The 18,108-nt window shown below is 33.7% G+C and carries 18 protein-coding genes; 2 read left to right on the top strand and 16 right to left on the bottom strand.

What is annotated here, in order from left to right:
- Positions 1–291 precede the first annotated feature (291 nt).
- The 4 genes from ACFSR1_RS01880 to ACFSR1_RS01865 form a co-directional block, all read right to left on the bottom strand.
- Positions 292–615, bottom strand: a complete 324-nt coding sequence (locus ACFSR1_RS01880) for a hypothetical protein (protein WP_378289065.1) — start codon at positions 613–615, stop codon at positions 292–294.
- Positions 616–647: 32 nt separating this feature from the next.
- Complete coding sequence (locus ACFSR1_RS01875) at positions 648–1,088, bottom strand: hypothetical protein (protein WP_378289063.1); 441 nt, start codon at positions 1,086–1,088, stop codon at positions 648–650.
- 101 nt (positions 1,089–1,189) lie between these two features.
- A complete protein-coding gene (locus ACFSR1_RS01870; RefSeq protein WP_378289062.1) occupies positions 1,190–1,837 on the bottom strand; it encodes a class I SAM-dependent methyltransferase in 648 nt (215 codons plus the stop codon).
- Positions 1,838–1,859: 22 nt separating this feature from the next.
- Positions 1,860–3,023: a hypothetical protein gene (locus ACFSR1_RS01865; protein ID WP_378289060.1), complete on the bottom strand. Its 1,164-nt coding sequence runs from the start codon at positions 3,021–3,023 to the stop codon at positions 1,860–1,862.
- Positions 3,024–3,383: 360 nt separating this feature from the next.
- Between ACFSR1_RS01865 and ACFSR1_RS01860 the strand changes: the two genes are divergently transcribed.
- Positions 3,384–5,021 carry an ABC-F family ATP-binding cassette domain-containing protein gene (locus tag ACFSR1_RS01860; RefSeq protein ID WP_378289058.1) on the top strand — a complete coding sequence of 546 codons (1,638 nt, stop codon included), beginning with the start codon at positions 3,384–3,386 and terminating at the stop codon, positions 5,019–5,021.
- A gap of 31 nt (positions 5,022–5,052) precedes the next feature.
- On the opposite strand, the gene ACFSR1_RS01855 is transcribed toward ACFSR1_RS01860, so the two are convergent.
- The 12 genes from ACFSR1_RS01855 to ACFSR1_RS01800 form a co-directional block, all read right to left on the bottom strand.
- A complete protein-coding gene (locus ACFSR1_RS01855; RefSeq protein ID WP_378289056.1) occupies positions 5,053–5,739 on the bottom strand; it encodes an FMN-binding protein in 687 nt (228 codons plus the stop codon).
- An 89-nt stretch (positions 5,740–5,828) separates the two neighbouring features.
- Positions 5,829–6,323, bottom strand: a complete 495-nt coding sequence (locus ACFSR1_RS01850) for a CIA30 family protein (RefSeq protein ID WP_378289054.1) — start codon at positions 6,321–6,323, stop codon at positions 5,829–5,831.
- A gap of 61 nt (positions 6,324–6,384) precedes the next feature.
- The gene (locus tag ACFSR1_RS01845) at positions 6,385–6,552 is read right to left on the bottom strand and encodes a Lacal_2735 family protein (RefSeq protein WP_378172085.1); all 168 of its coding nucleotides are present in this window, start codon (positions 6,550–6,552) and stop codon (positions 6,385–6,387) included.
- A gap of 84 nt (positions 6,553–6,636) precedes the next feature.
- Complete coding sequence (locus tag ACFSR1_RS01840; protein WP_378289052.1) at positions 6,637–7,362, bottom strand: sulfite exporter TauE/SafE family protein; 726 nt, start codon at positions 7,360–7,362, stop codon at positions 6,637–6,639.
- A 75-nt stretch (positions 7,363–7,437) separates the two neighbouring features.
- Positions 7,438–7,731 carry an ankyrin repeat domain-containing protein gene (locus ACFSR1_RS01835; RefSeq protein ID WP_378289051.1) on the bottom strand — a complete coding sequence of 98 codons (294 nt, stop codon included), beginning with the start codon at positions 7,729–7,731 and terminating at the stop codon, positions 7,438–7,440.
- 6 nt (positions 7,732–7,737) lie between these two features.
- A complete protein-coding gene (locus ACFSR1_RS01830; protein ID WP_378289049.1) occupies positions 7,738–8,565 on the bottom strand; it encodes an arginase family protein in 828 nt (275 codons plus the stop codon).
- Between the two features lie 11 nt (positions 8,566–8,576).
- Positions 8,577–10,217: a M1 family metallopeptidase gene (locus tag ACFSR1_RS01825; protein WP_378289047.1), complete on the bottom strand. Its 1,641-nt coding sequence runs from the start codon at positions 10,215–10,217 to the stop codon at positions 8,577–8,579.
- Between the two features lie 15 nt (positions 10,218–10,232).
- On the bottom strand, positions 10,233–11,168 hold the full coding sequence (locus ACFSR1_RS01820; protein WP_378289046.1) for an alpha/beta hydrolase: 936 nt from the start codon (positions 11,166–11,168) through the stop codon (positions 10,233–10,235).
- A 131-nt stretch (positions 11,169–11,299) separates the two neighbouring features.
- Positions 11,300–13,879 (bottom strand): Ig-like domain-containing protein, encoded by a 2,580-nt coding sequence (locus tag ACFSR1_RS01815; RefSeq protein WP_378289044.1) that lies wholly within the window; start codon positions 13,877–13,879, stop codon positions 11,300–11,302.
- A gap of 418 nt (positions 13,880–14,297) precedes the next feature.
- Positions 14,298–15,635 (bottom strand): M28 family peptidase, encoded by a 1,338-nt coding sequence (locus tag ACFSR1_RS01810; protein WP_378289042.1) that lies wholly within the window; start codon positions 15,633–15,635, stop codon positions 14,298–14,300.
- Positions 15,636–15,792: 157 nt separating this feature from the next.
- A complete protein-coding gene (locus ACFSR1_RS01805) occupies positions 15,793–16,407 on the bottom strand; it encodes a hypothetical protein (protein ID WP_378289040.1) in 615 nt (204 codons plus the stop codon).
- An 83-nt stretch (positions 16,408–16,490) separates the two neighbouring features.
- Entirely contained in the window at positions 16,491–17,141 is a 651-nt protein-coding gene (locus ACFSR1_RS01800) for a suppressor of fused domain protein (RefSeq protein WP_378289039.1), read from the bottom strand.
- Between the two features lie 396 nt (positions 17,142–17,537).
- On the opposite strand from ACFSR1_RS01800, the gene ACFSR1_RS01795 reads away from it, so the two are divergent.
- The gene (locus ACFSR1_RS01795) at positions 17,538–17,864 is read left to right on the top strand and encodes a hypothetical protein (RefSeq protein WP_378289037.1); all 327 of its coding nucleotides are present in this window, start codon (positions 17,538–17,540) and stop codon (positions 17,862–17,864) included.
- Positions 17,865–18,108: the final 244 nt, after the last annotated feature.

Here is an 18,108-nt window from a genome sequence, read left to right as displayed (position 1 = left end):
CGGAATTACCTTTGTGGGAACAAATGTATATCGTAAGTATTTGTAATTCAATAAGTAAAAGACGGTTTGTGTATAGTTGTACAACCGATAATGCTAGGGTGTTTTTCCCTTTTTTAATGGTTTTAGGTAACAAACAGAAGAAAGGATTTTTTTCTATTATGTTTTCGTTAATAGAAAAAGATACAATTATAAGTCGTTAATAATTATTGATTTAGCTTATAGGAAGGTTGCTGAGAAACCTACAAGATGTTGATCTGTATTGTTATCTCTTAGTAGATATCATAAATACAATCATTTTGGCTCCAGAGACATTACATAATCGTAGCTTTCATCTAGATATGTTGCTAAAGTATCCAAATCATCTAACATAGATTCAGGAATTAAAATATATCCTTTCATAACAGCACCGTAAGATTTGTATAAGGTGGAGGGAAATTCTTCGATATATTTCTGTTGTACTTCTTTAGAGAATCTAATTCCGATTTCACTTGCTTTATTAAATAAAGAAAACATATATCCGTTGGCAGAAGTGTATGGCATTGTCTTACCTTTTCGTTCGAATCTGGAACATTTGGCTACTAGTTGATCATAGATTTTTAATTTCTCTTCCCACATGATGGACTTGTATTTATATAGAACGTATAGCTTTATTGTTTCTCTACAAAAAACTTAAAATTTTGCATCCATTTCTCACCTTGTTTTCTATACATACCTGGAAACAAGATGGCCATTAGTTTTGGCATGAACCAATTAATTCTAGTGTATTTTATCTCATATTCATACCTTGTTTTATGCTCATCAAGCGAAATAAAAGAACATTTCATGGTATTGTCCATATGCTTATGATGGTAAAAAGCTTCAAAAGTATCCGGAAGGCCATTTGCGGTAATCGTTTCGGTTAGCTCCATATCATATTTATCGGATTTATAGTACATTTTCGAAATTGCACCATCTTGTCCCTCTGTACCACTAATCAGTTCTTTTCGAACAAAACCCTCTTGGTATTCGCCTAAGTACTTTGGGTTTTTAAACATTTCAACGACTATTGATCTGGGTTTATTGATATCTTTAAATCCTTTGAAATTCATTGTGGTTTGTTTTTAATGATAGTATTCTGAAAATCATTATTTACTATTGGATTACTAATTTACTTATTATTTTATAATCAAGTTACAAGAGTGATTTCCTATTATTTATAAGTATTAGCCAATTTTTTTGCCATAAGTATGGTATGATCTTCAGAAGTTCCATCTTTTTTGAGGTATGGTTTATGAATGGTTTTAATAACTGTAAAATGATGTTCGATTAATTCCTGGTTAATATCATCTAAATTATGGTAATAAAAATATATTTGATCCCCTGTACTACCAGTTTGATAACCGGATTTTTTATAATCACCTTCAACAAAACTGATATATAAAACCCCATTATTGTTTAGTAAACCAGCACAATCATTTATAAAGCTAAAACGATCCGATTTTGACAAATAGGGTAGATAAAAACCACAAATAATACCATCAAACTTAGAAGTCAACGTATTGATTTTTCTTCCATCCATGACTTTAAATTTAGCAGAAGGATTATTCTTTTTTGCCAGTGTTATCATATTAGGGGCAATATCAATTCCCAATATATTGCAGTCTGGTCTTTTGGATACAATATGCTTTGTAATGTTACCCGGTCCACACCCAATTTCCAAAACCGATGGACTTTCCTGAAGTAATTCACTGCAAAAAAATGTGTACGTGTCATTATACAAATCCATATCCATAAACACTTCTTCGTATAAGGAGGCTATTTTATTCCAGGTATCGAATGTTGTTTTGTAGCGGTTCATGAATTGATAGCTCTAATAATCTTTATTTTCCTGTCTTGCTATTTTCTAGGTGTTTAAGATATCTATCCTTAAGAGTTTCATATGCTTCTTTAAAGTCAGTTCTGAACAATTCATTGTATTTTCCAAAGATAGTAGTATCATTCTTAAGCATGTAAGCATAGGCTTCATAGGCAGTAATGGTAGGTAAGTCAATAATATTTTTTATAATATGTTGTATTTCTTTTTTAGTTTGCTCTATTTTTTCAGTGTTGTTTTCGTCTTTTGCTTTTTTATAGATTACTAGATTGAGATATATTTTAATCATTTGTGGAGTCCCATAATTGTCTAATATTTCTATAGAACGATCACAGGCGAGATTTACACTATCAGCATATATTTTGTTATGAGAACCATGGTATAAATTTAGATTAGCCAAGGCAATATCGGACCAGGTGTTTGCGGAGATTTGCAGTTTACTATCATATTCATTAGCTAATGTGTTAACCGAAGAATAATCAAGTTTTTCGTATGCAATTCCGATAATTTTGCCAAAAATATTGGTTCGTTTTTTGGCATCTTTTGTTTGTTCGAGACTTTTATCAAGAATAGATTTCAGATTTTCTTTTGAGTAATCTGATTGCAGTTCATTGATCTCGTCCTGAATATCCTTTGTCTCTTCCAGGGCTGCAATTCTACGTTCGGTATCCATATTTTCCATGAATATACGTTCTAATAGTATTCTACTCCACAGATAGCTAATAAAGAATCCCCCAAAAAAGTAAAAAATCAAGGTTGAGGCTATAATGGTGTATCCTAATGGCGCATTGGCAAATCCAGAAGAGAGTTTGTCAGCTAACCCACCGATTAATTCAAAAACTTCTTTAGATTCTACTAATCCAACCCCAACAATTATTTTTGTTAACCAGTCGGATAGTTGTTCCAGATTACTATTAGATTTTACACCCTCAGTAATATTCTCTTGTAACGTTCGTGGAATTCCAAAAATAAATCCAATAAGAGCTCCCACAGAAAAACTGGCAAGCATAATCATAGATAGGGTGGAGAGCACTGTAGTCCAAAAAGGCTCTGAAGTTATAGAGTAGAGAATTAGTAGTACGAAACCAAAAATGAGCAAGGAACCTGGAATAATAAAACTCCATTTAGCTTCTAGTTTTTTTTGTCCTGTAAGTATGGCTGGTGCTTTCATAGACCCGAATTTTATGTGTAAATACTCTGTATCGAACCTTTCTTACAGTTTTAAAAACTATAAATGCGATAGTGGTAATTACTAATGTTTTAAAAAAAGGGGGATTAATCTATGGGAGCTTAAATATAAGATTTTTTTTTGAAATAAGACAGTTAACTATCTGTAAGTATGTGTGTTGTGTTTTATTTGTCTTAACGAATATATATTGATTTAAAATAAACATATAACAAAGATGGTCGATTGTGAAATGTTTAAAAAGAATTATGATGGTTTGTCTAATAAGTTTTAGATGCTAATATGTGATAATTCCTTTGCCGTGAATTCCTTTTTCATAGTTTTGCATTTTTAAAATAAGATGATATGATTTCTGTAGATGGAATTGCGGTAGAGTTTAGTGGAGAAACATTGTTTAGTAATGTTTCTTTTGTGATTAATGAAAATGACAAAATTGCCCTAATGGGTAAGAATGGAGCTGGTAAATCTACTATGATGAAGATCATTGCCGGAGCACAAAAAGCAACCAGAGGAAATGTGCGTTGTCCAAAAGAAGCGGTGATTGCTTATCTACCACAGCATTTGTTAACTGATGACGATTGTACGGTTTTTGAAGAAGCATCCAAAGCTTTTGGTCAAATTCACGAGATGCAGCAAGAAATGGATCGACTTAACAAAGAGCTCGAAACTCGTACGGATTACGATTCTGAGGAGTACATGAATATCATTCAGAAAGTGACTGACTTAGGAGAAAAGTTTTATGCAATTGAGGAGGTTAATTATGATGCGGAGGTAGAAAAAGCATTACAAGGATTAGGTTTTAAAAGAGAAGATTTTACGAGACCTACAAGCGAATTTAGTGGTGGATGGCGAATGCGTATTGAGCTGGCTAAAATATTATTACAAAAACCAGACCTGATTCTCCTCGATGAGCCAACCAATCACGTGGATATCGAATCAGTAATATGGTTAGAGGACTTCTTGCTGAATAAAGCAAAAGCAGTTATTGTCATTTCTCATGATAAAGCATTTATAGATAATATTACGAATAGAACCATAGAAGTTACTATGGGTAGAATCTATGATTATAAGGCCAATTACACGCATTATTTACAATTAAGAGAGGAAAGACGCTCACATCAGATAAAAGCATATCAGGAACAGCAAAAGTTTATTGCTGATACAAAGCAATTTATAGAAAGATTTAAAGGCACCTATTCTAAGACGAATCAGGTGAATTCTCGTGAGCGTATGTTGGAAAAATTAGATATTATTGAGATTGATGAGGTAGATACTTCTTCTTTAAAGCTTAGGTTTCCTCCCTCAGCTCGTTCTGGTGATTATCCTGTAATAGCCAAAGATTTGTCCAAAAAGTACGATGATCACGTGGTGTTTAAAGATGCTAGTATGTCTATAGCAAGAGGAGAAAAGGTTTCTTTTGTGGGAAGAAATGGTGAAGGAAAATCCACGATGATCAAGGCGATTATGGGAGAAATTGATTTTGAAGGACAATGCGATCTGGGTCACAACGCAAAAGTTGGATACTTCGCCCAAAACCAAGCAGCGTTATTGGATCCTAATCTTACCGTATTCCAAACTGTGGATGAGGTGGCCAAAGGAGATGTAAGAACGCAGATCAAGAACATACTTGGGCAATTTATGTTTAGTGGAGATCATATCGACAAAAAAGTGGGAGTCCTTTCTGGAGGAGAAAGAACACGATTGGCTATGGTCAAATTACTATTGGAACCTGTGAACGTGTTAATTCTGGATGAACCTACGAATCATTTGGATATTAGATCCAAAGATGTTCTAAAAGAAGCTTTGACAGCTTTTGATGGCACCTTGATATTGGTATCTCACGACCGTGATTTTTTGAGAGGATTATCGAATAAAGTTTTTGAGTTTAAGGACAAGCGTGTTATCGAACATTTTGAAACTATCGATGCTTTCTTAGAAAGAAATAGAATGGAAAGTCTTAACGAAATTCATCTTAAGAATTAGTAGAATTTATGTTTTTATCTTATTAAGAATATTAATCGAGTAAATAACTTTGATATTTTTTTAATCTTTCATTTAGCATTTGTATGACAGCGTGGCTGGTGATGGTTGCCCCTGATATTCCGTCGATTTTTTTGTCTCCTTTGATGAGATTTTTACCATTTTGCAGTAGACAGAAAGTGTTTTGCGTTAAGGATATTTTTGTGCCGGTGAACTTATTTTCAAATGAGTCATAGGTTATTTCTGCCCCGTAACCTTCGGATTCTGCTTTGTGATTAAATGCAATTTTACTAATTTCTTGTGAGTTTTTATTGATCAAAATTTTAGCCCATATAGCATCCATATAACCTTTACCAACAGCAAAAAGAATAACTTGATCAGAGTTGGTAATTTCAAAAATTGGTAGTGTCATTTGTTGTTGAGATGTTACTGCCTTTTTGTATAGATCGATACCTTCTGTTATATTCGAAGGAGATATTTTTCCAGTCGAGTCAATGATTTTTACCTGAAATAGTTTATCAATATCAGAACTATCATTTGCTTTTATATTAGCAAATGTGACCAACTCTTTTATAAAAGGAGATGATTGGGTGATTCCTTTATTTTCTTTTTTTTGTTGTGCTGAATTTGACTCGGGAATCTCTTGTTTTTCAGTGGTTATTTGTTTTTTACAAGCCCAGATACCTGAAAGTAAAACCATTAAAAGCAGTAACCGTTTCATAGTTTAGTGTTTAAATCAAAACAAGTATAAAGGTCGAAAAAACTATAACGTTTTTCTATGACTTTTGTCAGGAGGTTGATTTCGGATATTTACTTCAATTCTATTGTATCGATTTCTAACCTAAACTGCTCTGCTTTTTTATTACCAATAAGAAAGGCAATTTCTTGCATTGTTTCCGCAGGATAGTTCGGCAAATCTAGTGTTCTGCCTCTAAACGCTGGATACATTTCTGATAAGGAAATCTCAATAGTTTGCCAATCACCGGTTGTTTCAAAATTGGCGATATATGAAAAGCGGTCATTGGCATTCGTTTTTGTTCTGAATTGATATTTCTTTTTATCTCCTCTCAATCGTACCAACACCTTTGTATATCCTTTGACGTTTTTCGTATCAAAACGATAACGAACCGACGAAAATCCTCCATTATTTTCTAAAGAAACGGTTCCTGAAAAAACTGCATTTCCTTCGTTATTAATTTCAAAATTCCCTTGAGACAAACCTCCCATTACGCCATCATCAACTACATTCCAATTAGAAAGGTTACTATTTTTATCAAAATCAAAAATAAGCAGAGAAGTTGTCATTAAAAATAAATATGTATATGATAGTATCAGGTTCATAACTTTTGGACAGAAACCTTATGTGCTATTCCTGTAGTTGTTCTATTTTTTTAAGGATTAAATCAGCTTCAGCTTGTTTGTCATCACTGGCTTTGCGATTGGTGTGTGACAACTTATAAGACTCTTCCATTAGAGATCGATACTTTTTCTGAAGTACTTCTTTTTCCGATTTTTTCTTAAATAATGTAAACATAGCGTCGTTTTATTATAAAGATAATCTATACGCCTTTAAACATATGAGAAAGTTATCTTAAATAACGTTTTTATAAGATTTTGTTTATCTGAGCAGGATGATGATACCACCGATGGCAGTCATAACTAAAATAAACCTTCGATACTGCTGATCTTTAAAAAGCTTTACCACTTTTAGTCCGATAATAAACCCTAGCAGCACTCCTGGTATTAAATATAAATCAATCAATAAAGATTGTTGTGTTACCGTTTTCCAACTAAAAACGTGAAAGGGTAATTTTACGAGATTAATGATGAAAAACAACCAGGCGGCAGTACCAATAAATTCATTCTTTGGAATCCGCATCGCAAGAAAGAAAATATTAGAAAATGCTCCAGCCAAATTACCTATCATTGTGGTGAATCCCGCTAAAAAACCTGTAGAACCTGCAAACCACATTGCAGTAGGGATATTTTTCTTTTCATATCGTTCCCAAAGAAACATAATGACAACACTGATAATTATGATAATGGCCATTCCTCTTTTAAAAACTTCTTCACTAAGATCCTTACCAACAAAAACAGCAACTAGTACTCCGCCAATCATCCAGGGAAGAAATTTGATAAGATATTTCCATTGCGTATGTCGATTGTAATAGATCACTGCTAAAATATCAGCAAAAATTAAAAGCGGTAAAACGATGCCGGTAGATGCTTTCGCTCCATAAACCAAGGCCATCATAGTTACGATAAGAATTCCCATGCCCTTTAATCCGGATTTTGACATTCCTAGAATCATTGCAGCTATAAATGAGATAATATATGCAGTCATATAGTGATGTTAACATATTGGGATTTATCTCTTCTTTTACTAACGGTTAATACCATTCTGTTGTATTTTGGCTTATTATTTAAGATAAAGATGTAATAAATTTATAGCTTCTTGATTTTGTTTTTCAGTGGCTATGGATAGGGCAGTATCTCCGCTAAAACCTTCTTTGGCATATACATCAGCTCCATTTTCTAGAAGAAATTTTGCAATATCTAAATGTCCAAACCGAAAACTTTCTATAAGTGGAGTTGTCATTGACTCAGGGTGCTGATAATTAATATCTATTCCTGTTCTAACATAATATTTTACTAATTCTAAATCTCCGGTTTGTGATGCTAATAGCATGTCTTTCCAATTGCCTCCTGACATAAATATCTATTTTGTTATTATATTTTGTGTATTCATTAGTAAATGAATGATGTTAGCAATAGGTTGCAATTCTGAAAGTTCAGTTGTGATTGATTCTAAAACACTACTACCAACAATTATAAAGTTTTCTTGTAAAGCCTTGATAGCTTCTTCGGCTTCAGTAATTGTAATACCTTGAGGTACCTGATAATATGTTTTATCATAGTCCTTTGGCTCCAAACAATCAAAATCAAAATGCAAATAGAGATTCGTGATGTTTTTTGATTTTAAAATGTGAATCAATTCAGTAATATTTGTTTTTTTTGGCGCGTAGATTTCATCCTCATTAATTCTGATTTGTTCTAAATCATCTAAATCCCTTACACCGATATAATGGATTTGCGAAGCTTTGATAGTAGAAAACAGTAATGAGTTCATATCTTCAGCACCTTCACCTAGTAATGTTCTTAGCGGCATACCGTGAAAATTACAACTAGGAGACTCACAGGGTTTATTGATATCTGCGTGGGCATCAAACCAAATAATCCCAAGATTAGGGTATTTCTGATTGAGATAGGAAACAGGTACAATTTCTAATCCGCAATCTCCTCCAATCGTTTTAATAGCGTTTGGTTGCTCCTGATCGATGCTTTTTTTCAGGTGTGCTAATTGTTCGGTTATTGCATCGTAATTGTTAATATTATGTTTTTTTTCTCCGTCTTCTCCTGCAGAAATCTTTGACAACGGAATATGAAGAAATTCAGGATCATTTAAGTAGTCCAAAATAGCTTTAGCTCCATTTTCGATAACCTTTCCGGTTCCTGATCCTTGCCATTGTGGGAAGTAAATTTTCAAACGTTCTTTTATTAAATGGATTTAGCTTTTATATAGAAATTGGGGTCAATACCAATTTCATCAGCTTTTACCTTTAATACCTGCCATTCTCTATTAGGTTGCACCCATTGGTCTTTTCCATCAATTATTAACCGCACAGGCATATCAAAATCTTCTACAATATCGATATATCGATATTTTAATCCGTTATCATCAAAACCGTATTCTAAAGTAGGTATTCTGGTATCTCTTAGGTACTGATTAAAAAAAGCTGTTAGATCAATTTTAGTCTTCTCACTAATATAGTCTTCAATTTGTTTTGTGGTAACGGTTTGATGATAAAACTCTTTGTTTAAACCTCTTAAAATAGATCTCCATTTTTCATCATCTTCTATGAGTTGGCGCAAGGTATGCAACATATTTGCTCCTTTATAGTACATATCACTAGAGCCTTCGTGATTTACATCATATTGACCAATAATAGGTTTGTCGTTTCTAATGCCCTGTCGAGTACCAATTACATATTCTGAAGAAGCTTCTTTACTGTAATGATAATCTAGAAATAAGTTCTCTGAATAGGCTGTGAAACTCTCATGAATCCACATGTCTGCTATATCTTTATAGGTGATGTTATTAGCAAACCATTCGTGGCCGGATTCGTGGATGATGATAAAATCAAACTTTAAGCCCCAACCGGTTCCGGATAAATCATTACCCAGATATCCATTTACATATTTATTTCCGTAGGTAACAGAGCTTTGATGTTCCATTCCTAAATAAGGCACTTCTACTAGTTTAAAACTATCCTCATAAAAAGGATATGGCCCAAACCAATATTCAAAGGCTTTCATGGTTCTGGGTGCATCTTTAAATTGTTTTTTAGCTGCTTCGAGATTATCTCTTAAAACATAGTAATCCATATCCAGCTCACCTTTTTCTCCTTCATACTTTTCGCCAAAATGTACATAGTCTCCAATATTAATGTTAACTCCGTAGTTATTGATTGGATTGCTTACAAACCAATGAAATGTATTTGTGTCTGGATCACGTTCTTCTACTTTACGAAGTCTTCCATTGCCTACATTCATCAAACCCTTTGGAACAGTAACGCTTACTAGCATGCTATCCACTTCATCGTACATATGATCCTTGTTTGGCCACCAAACACTGGCTCCTAATCCCTGACAGGAAGATGCTATAAAATGTTTTCCGTTAGCGTCTTTTTTCCAGGAAATACCGCCATCCCAAGGCGCACGAACGGCTTCTCTAGGCTTTCCGCTATAATATACTTCCAAAGAATTAATAGTACCTTTTTTTTGTTTTTTATCGAGCGTAATAAAGTGTGCATTCTCTTCAGAAGTTACTTTTAACTCTTTTCCGTCTTGTACTACTTTTTCTATAACCAAAGGAGGTTGCAAATCTACTTGTAACACATTATGATTTTCCAATACTTTATAATGTATGGTGTTTTTTCCTTCTATAGTTTTTTTATCAGGATCTACAGATATGTCCAGATGGTAATAAGAGAGATCCCACCAAGCTCTTTCTGGAGTAATAGAACCTCTTAGCGTATCTTGCCTGGTAAATTGTTGTTGCTGATCAAAAAGAGATGTTTGTGAGAAAATTGATGATAATCCGCAAACAAAACATATGGTAAAGAAAAACCTAGTCATTTTTTTTGGTTTAATTTATTGTAGTAAAAATTCAAGCGGGATATGTACGCGTTCATTCCAGCTTTTTTCGTGGTGTGCAGCGCCTTCAAACTTCTTGGTAATCCAATTTTTTCCTTCTGTATACCCTTTATCTTTCATCATTTGATCTACCCTTTTTTGAAATGGTTCGTATTGGGCGTCTAATGTTTCAGTTCCAAAATCGAAATAAATTTTGTGAGTTGCCGGATCCGGAAGGGTAGAAGGTAATGTTTGCATATAAGCTTCTCCCAAAACGGGAACCGGCCAATGTGTCGAAACACAACCTGCAGCACCAAAAACTTCAGGATATTTACAGATAGCATATAAAGATATCAATCCCCCCATAGAAGACCCCATGATGGAAGTGTTTTCAATCTTTGTATATACATTATACGTTTTGTCAATAAACGGTTTTAATTCTTCTACTAAGAATTTTAGGTATTCATCAGAATATAAATCATCAAAACCGGTATTTTGTTTTAAAGCAGCTTTTACTTCAGCACTACTGGTAGCTTCAGCTGGAGCTTCAGGCATATACTCAGAAAAACGTTTTTTTTCTGTATTCCAAGGAGCAACAACAATGGTGTTTTTAATCTTTCCGATTTTTATCAAACTATCTACCGTTTCATCAACACCCCAATCAATACCTGTATAGGATGTCTTTGGGTTAAATACGTTTTGCCCATCGTGCATATACAATACGTTGTACTTATCTTTAGAATTAGCGTCATAACCATCAGGAAGAAAAACCTCTACGTTTCTTGGGATTACATATTCTGATTTGAAGTTTTCATGAATGATAACTTTGCCTTTTGTATTATCAGTGATTACTTCAATATTTTCTGCAATTAACTTTTGATCGATTTTTGATTCTTGTTTACAGGACAAGAATAAAATAACACCTATTAGAAAGATAGATTTGTATGAATACATTTGATTTGAATTTTGTTTAAAAGTAAATAAATTATTCCTTTTGGATGTATCAAGAATAGTTAATGATACTGTAAAAAGAAAACCCTCCTGAAAAAAGAGAGTTTTCTTTGATTATTAAAAGTATTTTTAAATTATTGTTTGACTAGTTTTCTTAGTGCTCTTCCTTTTTCTGTTTCTACAGAAACAAAATATATGCCTGACGAAAATTCAGAAATGGAGAAGGAAGCTTCTTTGGTCTCAAAAATTTTGGTTCCCGCTACAGTGTATATCTCAACTCGTTTTAATGGAATTGATATGGTAACATCACCCGAAGTGGGGTTAGGGTAGATTTTAAAATTAACTGATTCGAAATCATCAATTGTCAATAATGGATTATATTGAATGCTAAATTGTGTAGCGGCAGTATTTCCATTTCCGGCGATGTCATTCACAGAATTGGAATTAATATCTATGGTTACTTCTCCAAGAGCAGATGCTGTAATGTCAGCTGTAAAGGATGATCCAGATCCCGAAAGATTAGAGGCTGTTCCATTTCCAACAATTAGATCATTAATATCGAATCCAATGATATCCTCACTAAAAGTTATTGTTATTGAAAATGGTGAATTGTCTGTTGGAGAGGTTTCGGCAGAGGTTATTCCGACATCTGGAGAAGTAATGTCATAGTTAGCGACTGCCTGCGAAGCTGCCGCATTACCATTACCGCCAATATCAGTGGCGACATTAGCATTTACATCAATTGTTACCGGACCACTAGAGGAAGGAGTAATAAGCGCTGTATAAGTGTTTCCGTCTATAACCATAAAATTACTGGTTGTACCATTTCCAACTGTGATATCTGTTTCAATGAAGTCAAAGATATCTTCACTAAATTCAAAGGTTGCAGTAAAGGCTATGTTAGTATTTGCTGGAACATTTTGGATCTGTACTGTTGGAATAATGATATCTTCTACAGTTACAGTTGCATCAGCAGTATCCGTATTACCATTGACATCAGTAACTGTTAACGTTACCATATTAGCACCAATATTAGAGCTATTAAAAGTATCAGGAGTTACTGATAAACTTGCAATACCACAGGTGTCACTGGAACCATTGTCTATTTGTGATGCTACTATAGAAGCATTTCCCATAGCGTCCAGTTGTATAGTTATATTTTGAGTCAGAACAGTTGGTGGCGTATTATCCAGAATAATCACGTTCTGTGTAGCAGAAGATGAATTACCTGCTGTATCAGTAAATGTCCAGGATACTATAGTTGTTCCCTGATCCGTAATAGGAAAAATAGTACTTGTTACTCCTGTTATAGATCCATCACAATTATCAGTTGCAGAAGGCGTTGTTGGTGTCGCCGAGCACTCGGCATTGATATCCGGTAATGTTGTAGGTGATCCATTAGATACTAATATATAAAGTTTACGGGTTGTATAATCAGTTCCATTCTGTTCTAAGGTCCAATCGGGATCTCCTGTTGGGTTATTGCCGATTCCTAAATCAGGTATAGCACCACCATTAAAACCACTAAAGCCAAAAAGCGTCTGGGATGCACCATGATTATGTATCTGAAAAGAACCATATCCATTATTAGTATTAACCGGTGCAGTATCATCAAAATCATAGGTGCCAGAATCTCCTCCAATACTTTGATCGGCAGTTCGGTTATAATTTCCAGGCCATATTTCTACATTTCCGGTTGCAATTCCAGTTCCGGTAGTAATTCCTGCTTTATTTGATGCAATATTCATATTAGAAACAATATTGCTAAAATTTACAGGATTTGCATTCGTACTTGGAATTCCCATTTGAGAAAGGTTACCTCCTGTAAAATCATCCATAGATATCCATATCCATTCTCCATCCAATTCTATATAATATGCTATACGAGAAGGAGCAATACCTGTTACTCCAGAATTATCAATTGTGTAAGGAACGCTTACTGTAAAATTAGGATTTGAAGGAATGTTCAATTCGTACAATAGACCATATTGATCAGCTTCTGATACATTAGATAGTGCGGATTGTGGAGCCTCTGGTAATCCAGAAGGTATAAATGATGTTCCGTTAGGAACAGGAGCAAAATTATCTTCTATGGTTACTGTTGCGGTACAAGTATCGATATTACCACTTGTGTCGGTAGCTGTTAAGGTTACCACATTTGCGCCTAGATTAGTGCAGTTAAAACTAGTAATATCTAAGGATAATGATACTCCACCTCCAGTATCCGCAGAACCTCCATCTATTTGCTCGGGAGTTATCGTAACATTTCCAGAAAGATTAAGCTGTGCTGTAATGTTTTGGCACAAAGCCATTGGAATATCTCTGTCTACTGTATGTATATCTCCAGAGGTAAAAGCGTTAGGAGGGGAGTTACCAAGATCATCTGCAATATCAGTCGCATCATTTAAATCAAGTCGGAAACTTCCTGTACCAGAAATTGATGTAATGGTTATGATAACACTAGTTCCTGAAGATGCACTAACTGATGATATGATTCCTGTAGCCGTTCCTGAAATCGTGGTCAAGGTAAAATCATCGGTGGTAATATTATTAGCATTTTCGTCAAAAATCACTGTAAAAGTTACAGATTCCATATTTGCTGCTGGTGTACCGTCTAATGTAATACTTTGAGTAATGGGTGGAGTTGTATCCTGAGCGTTTCCTATTTGATAGCCTATGAGGTATAGGCACATCATCAGTAATAGTTTTTTCATAATACTAAGGGTTTATTTACGGTTGTTGTATTTCTTAGTGCTATTTACTAAAAAGAAAGTATGCTATATTATGAACCTTAGATATTTTAATAAATCGCTATAACTACTACAAACATTGGTGTATTTTTGTAATTTAATAACAGTGATACAGGATAATTATATCATACAGATTTTATAATAACCGATACTGAAAAAATAGTAAATGCCATACCTTATAATACTAGGTAAGTCCTTAGATGGGTGTAACTAAGATACAAAAAAGGGTTGGGTTCTTTTTATGATAAATATCATAGACTAAAAATTGTGCAAAAGAAAAATCATTAATTATGAATAAACAACACTTGAAAGATTCTAAATAGATGTATCAGGTAAGCTAATTCAATAAAATACTTTTTGTCAATGATTTAAAAGAGTTTTTTTACCTAAAAACTCCAGATGGGAACACAACTGGACTCTCGTGCCCATTTTTTCCTACGGTTGCGATACCAAAAAAGTAATTATCAATCACAATGCCTTCTAAGGTGAAATTATCTACATCACCAACAAAACGACTATGATCCCAGGTTGGAGAAGTGGTGTCTCTCCAATAGATTTTATAGCCCTTTATGTTTGGGTCATTTGTTTTTTTCCATTTGAATTTAGCAGATGGTTCTACGATGCCTCCGATTTTTACTTCTTTAGGAGCAGGCGGTGCCCAGGCAATGCTAGCAAGGTTGATTGCGTTGACAGCTGTTAATTTTGCAGCATAGTCAAAATTAACGTGTTCGACCACATCACCATATTTGATACCGTTTTCTTCTCTAATATCCTGATGTTGTTGTGTATAATTTTCGTGTGCTTCCATAATACGTATTCCGGCAAAACCAGCATCATTAAACGGACGATGATGACCACCACGACCAAAACGATCCAAACGATAGATCATCATCGGATTCATTTCTGGCATGTAAGTTTTGGTAGTTTTATGAACATATCGTGCTAACTGACGCGAAATTCCGTCAACTTCGCCACCATAAAAACGTCTTCTTTCTACCTTTTTTTCATCATCGGTAAGATTTGTTGGTTCAGAGAATATTCTAAAGGTCCTATTATCAATAACTCCATCAACTCCTTTGATATTTCCGATCATATCATTGTTAAGTACACCAATGATCTCCCAATTTTTATTTTTTGCGTAGTTGGCTAGTCCTTTACCACCAAATAACCCTTGTTCTTCTCCGGATAATCCAACATAGATAATACTGTTTTCAAACTTATATTTGGATAAAACTCTGGCTGCTTCAATAGCTCCAGCCATTCCGCTGGCATTATCATTAGCGCCTGGAGCATCATCCGTAAAATTGGTTGGATCTGTGATGCGCGAATCGATATCGCCACTCATTATAATAAAACGATTCGGGTATTTAGTACCTGGTTGTATAGCCACTACATTTACCACCATCACATCTTTAATAATTCGCTGATTGGTTCCTTTTTTTACCAAGTCTTTTTGATAAAACACTTCTAGGCAATTATTACAATCTTTGGAAATATTATCAAATTCTGACTTTATCCATCTTCTTGCAGCACCAATTCCTCTGGTATTAGAAACAGTATCACTAAGTGTGTGACGTGTTCCAAATTCGGCCAATTTTTTTATATCGGTTTCTATTCTTTCTGAAGAGACCGCATCAATAATATCGTATATTCTTTGATCGGTTTGTGAAGTTATAATAATTGAAAAGAAAAAGAGTGTTGAGGTAAGCAGTAGTTTCATTTATATGATTTTGATCGCCTAATTTAAGTAAAAGCGATCATAGGCTGTTGCTCCTTAACAAATTTATAAGACCAGGAACTATGATCATCTTTAATGGATAAAATATAAATTCCCTGTCTGTCACGGTCACATATATTGTCTTACACTTAGCCTTTTTTTATTGTTCATTTGACTTTTTATTCTGCTTTTGTTGATTATTTTGTGTTAAATAATTAATAGCAATTAAAACCTGAATATTATGATCCATCAAATTTAAATCATTTGGGTTTTCGAATATGTGATTTTGGACAGAAGCTCTACTGGGTACATCACCAGAGGCAGAAATTTCTTCGACATATTTAGCAACATAGTTGTTTTTACTTCCTATTTCTTCGAGGTAATTCATATATTTCCCAGATGTATTTATCCCAATTGAGTTGTATTCGACTTCTTTGGTAAGGTTTTGTCTTTTGTGGTAATTCCAAATCTCATTAAAAGTCTCATTTGAGATTGAATTATACATTTCTTTTTGTTTTTCAAAATCAACAATTTCACGGATAGGTTTCCAACCATTTTGTACTAATTCGGGAAGCATTTTTTCAAAACAACTTTTGAAATCAGACTTTTTATTATTCTTGCAAATTTGTTCAGTAAAGAATTCTGTTATTTTATTTACATCTGAAATTTGATTTGATGAGAAGTGTTTTTCCAATTCAGGTGTTCTAATTTCTGATTTACAAGAAATTAAAGCTAACAAAATTCCATATACAAGGATTATAATATTTTTTTTCATAACTATTGATCTTCAATTTCTCTTGTATGATGCGCTTGTTTCGTTATTAAATAAAAGCAATATATGCGTCGATTGCAGTTGTGTTATTTTCTCTTTAAGTCAGTTATTAATAATGGATTTTCTTTTTTTAATCTATCCAGTATTCTTTTAGTTTCGGTTGTTTTGGGATTTTGTTTTAGTTGTGCATATTCGCTCGAAGTAATTCCTACCATTTGTAAAAACTGAATTTCTCCATTGGGCGTATTAATTTTTCCCATCTCCGGGTCTTCAATAAAAGCGATTGCAGTAATATCGGTTTCTGTATTTAATCTAATAGGACCATTTGCAGGAATGAAATGATATTCTTCAAACCATTTTTTGCTATTGAAAACATATTTTGCGAGATTCTGCATTAAGGATATCACCCATTTAGGATCTTCATTATCTTCTTCAAAAGGGATTAGTCTAAATGTAAATTCAAATCCCCATCCACTAAATTCTTCTTCACAGTTTTCCAAATCGTAATATAGACTGGACATTCCATAAGACACAAAATGGTAATGGTCTTTCTGGTTTTTGCTTTCGTAAATGCTTACTCCATCTAGGGGATCTTCTCCGCCGAGCAGATATTTGATAATTGTTCCATAATGTTTAGGCTCTTGGTTTGGATATAATTTCTCTGTCAATTTATCTATACTTAACCAACCAACGGCATCATCTTCTTTAAATTTATTTTTATACTCGTCTTTATTCATTTTCTAGTTTTCATTTTGATTCCTAGCAATATCATATATCTAATATCGCACATATTTAGTTTATATATCCAATCGTAACTATTTTACATTTGTATAATTAGGTGTATGCTGTTACGGGTATTTTGGATGTGGGTTCTAAAAATAGTATAAAAATTCTCCCATAACAAAATGAGAATTTTCTAAGTAAGTGGTAACGAATATTGGCTGATTTCGTCCTTTTTGTTTAAAATCAGGTATTTCTACTCTAAAAAATAAAAAAGTATCATTAGATATTTGTAATGTGATAAAGGAAAACAAGCTATCAAGTAACTAATGATACTTTTTTATTTTTTTATTACAAAGGTGGAATCCGAAAAACCGATTTTAAATAGAGTAGGTTCATAGAAATTTAATAAAATGAGTGTTAAACATATTAGAGTACACGTAGGGAACAACTTAAACGCTATAGTAAAAGACGGAAAGAATGTAGACGCAGTAGTTACTTTTAAGCCTAAAGATGCACTGCCTTATTCCACACCACAAATAGGAGGAGGAGTTGAATATCAGTTGCCTAATGGATTAGGTTATAATTCGCACGAACTTGATTTGACAATTAGTGTTCGTTCCAATACATTAGGGGACGCAGAGACAATGACCGTGATACCTTTGAATGCCAACGATCTTTACGTTAATTTAGAAGGGACCTATAATGGTGCAGTTGATATTCAAACTGCTTTTAAATAAACAATAATTACATTTGTTATAGATAGTTAACCCAAGAAACTGTATCCAGCAGGTTCTTGGGTTTCTTAATTTGAATTAGAAATAGCGGTCTAAGCTACGAGCAGTTATTGGATTATACCCTGTTTTTCTAGACTTACAAGAACTAATTAGCACTAAAAAGGGAATTATACTGAACAAAACCTTTATAATTATTCTCATATTGGTTTTAATTTGGTTGTACCTTTAATGTTCTGTAAAAATTCGT

Source organism: Aquimarina rubra (assembly GCF_042684305.1).
In the GTDB taxonomy this organism is placed as follows: domain Bacteria; phylum Bacteroidota; class Bacteroidia; order Flavobacteriales; family Flavobacteriaceae; genus Aquimarina; species Aquimarina rubra.
This window is presented reverse-complemented; position numbering and strand designations above follow the sequence as displayed.